General features: G+C 71.6%; 5 protein-coding genes. 1 reads left to right on the top strand and 4 read right to left on the bottom strand.

The window, feature by feature from the left end; genetic code table 11:
• The 4 genes from HET64_RS34865 to cmdF all read right to left on the bottom strand — a co-directional run.
• Nucleotides 1-686, bottom strand: a 686-nt coding sequence (locus HET64_RS34865) for an alcohol dehydrogenase catalytic domain-containing protein (protein WP_215111251.1), incomplete at its 3' end; no start/stop codon positions are given.
• A 102-nt stretch (nucleotides 687-788) separates the two neighbouring features.
• Nucleotides 789-2243 (bottom strand): aldehyde dehydrogenase family protein, encoded by a 1455-nt coding sequence (locus HET64_RS34870; RefSeq protein WP_215111252.1) that lies wholly within the window; start codon nucleotides 2241-2243, stop codon nucleotides 789-791.
• A complete protein-coding gene (locus HET64_RS34875; protein WP_215111253.1) occupies nucleotides 2243-3343 on the bottom strand; it encodes a phenazine antibiotic biosynthesis protein in 1101 nt (366 codons plus the stop codon). The genes HET64_RS34870 and HET64_RS34875 overlap by 1 nt, the downstream gene beginning before the upstream one ends.
• Nucleotides 3344-3410: 67 nt before the next feature.
• Nucleotides 3411-5018: a tyrosine 2,3-aminomutase gene (gene cmdF, locus HET64_RS34880; protein ID WP_215111254.1), complete on the bottom strand. Its 1608-nt coding sequence runs from the start codon at nucleotides 5016-5018 to the stop codon at nucleotides 3411-3413.
• 396 nt (nucleotides 5019-5414) lie between these two features.
• On the opposite strand from cmdF, the gene HET64_RS34885 reads away from it, so the two are divergent.
• Nucleotides 5415-6405 (top strand): phytanoyl-CoA dioxygenase family protein (locus HET64_RS34885; RefSeq protein ID WP_215111255.1); only part of this gene is annotated, 991 nt, incomplete at its 3' end.

Below are 6405 nucleotides of genomic sequence, written 5' to 3' on the forward strand. Positions count from 1 at the left end.
CCCTCCTCCCCCCGGGCGGCGACCAGATCGGTGGCCCCGTGGGCGCGGGCGAGCCGCCGGCGCCACGGGTCGCGCGACATGACCACGATCCGGGCCGCGCCCAGCCTGCGGGAGGCCAGGACCGCGCACTGGCCCACGGCCCCGTCGCCGACGACCACGACCGTGGACCCCGGGGCCACTCCGGCGTGCACGGCCGCCTCGTGTCCGGTGGACATCACATCGGTCAGGGCCAGCAGTGACGGGACGAGGTCGTCGGGCGGCGTCCCGGGAACGGCCACCAGCGTCGTGTCGGCCAGGGGTACGCGTACGGACTCGGCCTGTCCCCCGTCGAGCACCGATCCGTCGGGCCCGAACTCGCCGAAAAGCCTGCCGTTCTCGCAGGCGATCGGCAGACCTCGGCGGCAGTGCGGGCAGGTGCCGTCCGAGGTGCTGAACGGGGCGAGGACGAAGTCCCCCGGGCGCAGAGCCGTCACGCCCGCGCCCGTGTCCTCGACGACGCCGACGAACTCGTGGCCGCTGCGGACCGGCCGGGGCAGGGGCGAGAGACCGCGCAGTACGGACAGGTCCGAGCCACAGACGCCGGCCGCCACCACCCGTACCAACGCGTCCGTCGGTTCCTCGACGCGGGGCTCCGGTACCTCCTCGACGCGTACGTCGCCCGGGGCGTGCATGACCACAGCGAGCACAGTGTGTCCTCCTTTCGGTGTTCCGGTGTTCCGGTGCTTCGGTGTTCCGGTGCTTCGGTGTTCCGGTGCTTCGGTGTTTCGGTGTTTCGGTCTTCCGGGGTGTCAGATTCCGGCCAGGGCCGTGCTGCGCATGAGGAACTCGGCCAGATATCCGTCGTGCGGCATCTCCGGCGGCAACCACCAGGTGGGCCGGTCCAGGCCGTAGACATTGCGGATGGACGGCTCGTCCAGCAACGCGTCCACCAAGGCGGTGTTCCCGCCGGCGACGCCGACCACCAGGGATCCGCGTAACGGGGCCGCGCCGTGGTCGGGGGACCAGGGGGCGACCCAGACGCACGGGAACGGCAGCTCCAGGCCCAGCTGTTCGGCCGTCGGATCGTCCACCAGGTGCACGGCGGGCCGGAGTGCCGCGCTGCCGTCGCCCAGGTCGTGCACGACCGTGTCGCCGAGGACGGGCTCGCAGCCCGCCGCACCCCGGCGCAGGGCGTCCTCGACCCGCCGGGCCTCCGCCAGGGGCAGGCACGGAAGCTGGGCGTCCTCCTGCTCCGGCGGCCCCGGCCGCAACGCCGCGAGCCGCTCCGCCAGGGCCTCGGCGAAGCCCCTGGCGTCGTGTTCGACCAGTACGGCGGTCGCGTTGAGGCAGGAGACGCCGCCCAGTCCGCCGACGGAGTCGGCGACGACGTCGAGATACGGCTCCCACCGGCCCCGGACGAGGACCTTCACCCGGCCGGGTCCCTGGGTCAGGACCGGTGTCCGGGATCCTCCGCCCGCGTAGCGGCGTACGGTCGCGTCCCCGCCGAAGACCATGGCGAGGTCGCTGCCGCCGACCAGTTCGTCGGCGGTGCCGTGGTCGCACGGCAGCGTGAGCACCTCGTCGTCGGCGAATCCGCCCGAGCGCAGGGCCAGCACCAGCCGGTGGGGCGTGAACGGGTCCCGGCGCGAGGGTCGCACGGCGACGCGGTACCCGAGGGCCAGCGCCTCCAGCCACAGCGAGTGGACGGCCGGATGGTTCCCGGACGCGTTGACGCCGAGCAGCCGGCCGCGACGACGCCAGACGACGGCGCCGGCGCCGGCGCCGGTGTTCGGGGACTGTCGCCGTCCCGGTGGCAGCGCCGCCCGGGGGCGGGCCCCGGCGGCGGTGTCGACCACCTTGGCCAGCACGTCCGCGATGGTCGCCGTGGCGGCCCGGACCACCGACACCGGTACGCCGGTCGACCGTGCCACGAGTCTGTCGTGCTCCTTCGGCGTCAGCCCGCCCAGCGTGTCCGAGGCGAAAGCCTCTCCCGCGGCCCGGAGCCGGCGGGCGAGCAGGGCCGGAGACCGTCCCTGCTCGCCCGCGGACGGGGCCGGCTCACGGCGCAGCCGGTCCAGGGTGCGGGCGATGTACAGGCCAGGGACGAGCGAGAGTTCCGCGAGCGGTTCCCCCGCCACGTCCCGGACCGTCTCCCGCCGGCCCGTGCGGTAGGCGCCGGCGGGGACGAGGGCGTCGATGAAGGGGAGAGCCCCTCCCCCGGTCCCCGGCGGCGCGGTCGCGACGTCGTTCGGCGCGGTCGCCATCAGTAGGCCCCCACGATGACGGGGACGCCGGTGAAGGCTTCGAGCGGGCGGACGTCCGCCACGGAGTGCCCGACCGCGTCCGGCGGCGCGGTCACCCGCCGGGCCAGGTCGCGCTCGCGGTTGTTGGGCAGCAGGGCCGACTTGCTGACGTGGTGCATGACCACCTGGCCCGTCTCCCCGACGGCGGCGGGCCTGCCGCTCCCGGGGTCGACCACCGTGTAGCTGACGTGCGGCGAGGGCGAGTCGAACGCGGAGTCGCCGTCCTCGGTGGTCACCCGCTCGAAGGCGGCTCCCAGCGCCATCGTGCTGCCGTAGAGCCCGAAGAGCGGTATCCCGGGGAAGACCTCACCCCGCAACAGGTCCCGGGTGTCGCGGTCCATGCTCGTCCCGCACCAGGTGATGATCTCCACCTGGTCCCGTACGAGGTCGACCAGCCGTTCGTCGCGAGCCAGGCGCTCCAGCACCGGCGGGGGCGCCTGGAGCGCCCCGGTCCGCTGGCTGCGGAGCACGTCGGCCGCCTGGGCGAGCACATGGTCCAGGTACCGGTCGGCCTCCTCGCCGCGTCCCTCCCGCAGACAGCGGCGTACCCAGCGGGGGTCGAAGTCGACGGCGAAGCGGAAGCCGCCCCGGCGGCGTGCGTGCTGGCCGGTGAGTTCGGCGTAGTCGTGCGGTCCGCTCGGGCCGAGCGACAGCCAGTTCGCCCCGTGCGGGTAGCCCCGCTCGTCCATGGCGCGCATGGCGTTCGCCATCTCGCGTTCCATCCAGTCGGCCAGGTAGAGCACCCGTTTGGGGACTCCGGTGGTGCCGCCGCTCTCGAAGACCCCGATCACCTCGGCGGTCCCCCCGTAGCCCCGGGGCAGCAGATCCTCCACCGGGGCGTACCGCAGGTCGTCGACGACCTGCGGGAACAACAGCAGGTCCGCCATGGTGCGGATGTCGTGACGCGGGTCGAAGTCCAGGGTCTCCTGCCGCCGCAGCCAGAACGGCGTGCCGGTCTCCGGGGAGAAGTGCCACTGCATGGCCGCGCGGACCAGGTCGTCCGGGTCCACGTCCGCGTCGACCGGAGCGTCCAGGACCGTCAGCGCTCTCGCCGTCTTCATCCTGCCTCCCACCATCCGCCGTGAGGTGCTGATACGTACTCGGGTGCCGGTGCGGGGTGCGGCCGGTTCACCGCAGCGTGATCCCGGCAGCGGTGACGGCGCGCAGGAACTCGCCGCGCTCGACCGCGTCGGCCACCAGCTCCAGCTCGTCCGACATGTACCGGTCGCGGTCGAGGGTCGGGGCGATGGCGCGCACGGCGTCGTACGCGGCCCTGCCGGCGGTGCTGAGCTTTCCGTAGCAGTCGTTCAGGTCCACGGCCTGGGCCGCCGCCAGGAACTCCACGGCGAGGATCTTGGTGTTGTTGGAGAGCACCCGCCGGGCGTTCCGCGCGGCGATCAGGCCCATGCTGACGATGTCCTGGTTGTCGCCGTTGGACGGGACGCTCTGTGTGCTCGCGGGGGCGACGGTCCGGTTCTCCGCGACCAGCGCGGTGGCCGGGTACTGGGCGCCGGCGAAGCCGCTGTTGAGGCCGGGCTCCCCGGCGACGAGGAACTCCGGGAGCCCGTAGTTGAGGTGCCGGTTGAGCAGCCGGTTGGTCTGGCGCTCGGAGAGCACGCCGAGCTGGGTGAGGGCGATCGTGGTGAAGTCCATGGCGAACGCGACGGGCTGACCGTGGTAGTTGCCGCCGTGGAAGACTTCCTGACCGGGGAAGAACAGCGGGTTGTCGGTGGCGGAGTTGAGCTCCGTGCCCAGCGTGCTCGCCGCGTGCCGCAGGGTGTCGCGCACCGCGCCGAGCACCTGGGGGATGGCCCGCAGCGTGTACGCCTTCTGGAGGTAGACGTCGGTGCGGGTCACGTCGTCGCCCGACCGCTTGCTCTCCACCTCGCCGCGGACCTCCGCGTGCGACACGGCCAGTCGGCTGTCGGCGAGCAGGGTGCGCAGGTTGGCCGCCGAGTCGATCTGGCCCCGGTGCGGGCGGGCCAGCTCATGGCCCTCGGCGAGGAACGGGCTGGTGGAGCACTTCAGGGCCTCCAGCAGCAGGGCGGAGACGATCTCCGCCTGGTGGAGCTGGTCGAGGGCGCGGGCGACCACGAGCGAGCCCAGTCCGGTCATCCCGGAGGTGCCGTTGATCAGCGCGAGGCCCTCCTTGAAGCGCATCTCCAGGGGTTCGATGCCCCGCTCGCGCAGCACCTCGCCGGTCGGGACCCGGCCGCCGTCGCGGAGCACGTACCCCTCGCCGATCACGGTGATGGCGATGTGCGACAGGGTCGCGAGGTCGCCGCTGGCGCCGAGCGAGCCGATCTCGGGGATCGCGGGGATGATGCCCTCGTTGAGGTAGAGGGCCAGCCGCTCCAGGACCTCGGGCCGCACGGCCGAGTAGCCGCGTGCGAGGGCGTTGAGCCGGGCGGCGAGTATCGCGCGGGCCTCGTCCTCGGCGAACAGCGGGCCGACGCCGGCGCTGTGGCTGCGGATCAGGTTCGTCTGCAGCTCCACCTCTTTGGAGGGCTCCACCTGCATGTAGATCATCTCGCCGTAGCCGGTGGTCACTCCGTACACCGACGCGCCCTGGTGGACGATGTCCTCGAACTGCTTCCGGCTGGCGGCCGCCTTGTCCAGCACTTCGGGGCTCACCGTGACCCGGGTGTGCTGTTCCGCGACGGACCGGACGTCGTCGAGGCCGAGGTTCTCCCCGTCGAAGGTGATGCTCGCCGTCGTGGTGTCGATCGTGGTCATGGTGGCTGTCTCCTCGTGTCGATCGGGACCGGTGACGCAATGCGTCGCACCGGTTTCCGGCGTTTTCCGTTGCCCGGTGATTCGACCACCGGGGCGTCCGTTTTCGATACGCCCGCAGGGACAGCCCGGAATGTACTTCGGGGCATACCGAAACGGATGAATGGCTGTCCCGCGACGACTCGCGGGCGTATTCAACTGCCCGGAAGGCGATCGGACGACGCACGCCGGAAGTATCGTCAAGCCTCTCTGACCAGCACGAACGCACCGCATTTCCGGCGTCGTCGGCCATGACCGGCAAAAGGCCGGCCGCTCCCACCTTGTTGTCCCGGAATCGGAGTCGGGTAATTCTTTTCCCCATCGCACCCGGAGAGCGATCCCGACAAGGAGGGACAGGGAATGAAGCCCAGGACGAAGACGAACGATCGTTTCAGCAGCGACGCCCGAATCGACGACATCATGCAGAGCATGCGTGAGAACGGCTACGCCGTTGTCGAGGATGTGCTTCCGCACGAAACGGTGGACGCCCTGCTGGACGAGATGACGCCCTATATCGACGCGACACCGTTCGGGCCGGACGCGTTCGCCGGCCAGCGGACCAAGCGCACGGGAAGCGCCGTCGCCCGCTCGGCTACCGTCCGCGATCTGATCGTGCACCCGCTGATCAAGGGGATAGCGGGGGAAGTGCTCGCGTCGTCGACCGAGTTCCAGCTGTCGCAGACCCAGCTCATCAGCGCCCACCCGGGCTCGGTCGCGCAGAAGCCCCACAAGGACGAACTCGTCTGGGACTTCTTCCCCTTCGCCGCCGACCACCATGTGATGTGCCAGTTCTTCTGGGCGCTCACCGACTTCACCGAGGAGAACGGGGCCACCCGGGTGGCCCCCGGCAGCGACACGATCGACCCCTCGGAGATCACGGAGGCGGACACCATCCCCGTCGAGATGCGCAAGGGATCGGTCTTCGTCTTCAACGGGAAGGTGGTGCACGGCGGCGGGACCAACCGCTCGGACCAGGTGCGACAGGGCCTGATCACGAGCTACTGCTCCGGCTGGGTCCGGCAGGAGGAGAACCAGTACCTCGTCGCCCCGCCGGAGGTCGCCAGGACGTTCTCCGAGGACGTCCTCAAGATGATCGGCTACCAGCAGGGCTGCTTCGCCATGGGGTACGCCGGGGACATCGAGGAGCCGATGGACGTCCTCTTCGGCCGCCGGGCGGGCAGCCCGATCGTGCCGTCGGAGGCCACCCGGAGCGCCGCCAACGAGAGGGCGCGCCAGTGGAGTGAGGACGTCGCCCACAGCCGCGGCTGTTCCAGGGCGACGACGCGTCCGAGACCCCACAGCTGGGCCTGGGCGGCATCGAGCGGTGGCTCGTCGGGACGGGTTCCGACGG

This window comes from Streptomyces sp. McG3 (assembly GCF_018619185.1).
Classification (GTDB): domain Bacteria; phylum Actinomycetota; class Actinomycetes; order Streptomycetales; family Streptomycetaceae; genus Streptomyces.

What these genes read in the sequence shown, in the direction of transcription:
- cmdF (WP_215111254.1), bottom strand. Translation starts at nt 5,018, where the DNA reads ATGACCACGATCGACACCACGACGGCGAGCATCACCTTCGACGGGGAG.
- HET64_RS34875 (WP_215111253.1), bottom strand. Translation starts at nt 3,343, where the DNA reads ATGAAGACGGCGAGAGCGCTGACGGTCCTGGACGCTCCGGTCGACGCG.
- HET64_RS34870 (WP_215111252.1), bottom strand. Translation starts at nt 2,243, where the DNA reads ATGGCGACCGCGCCGAACGACGTCGCGACCGCGCCGCCGGGGACCGGG.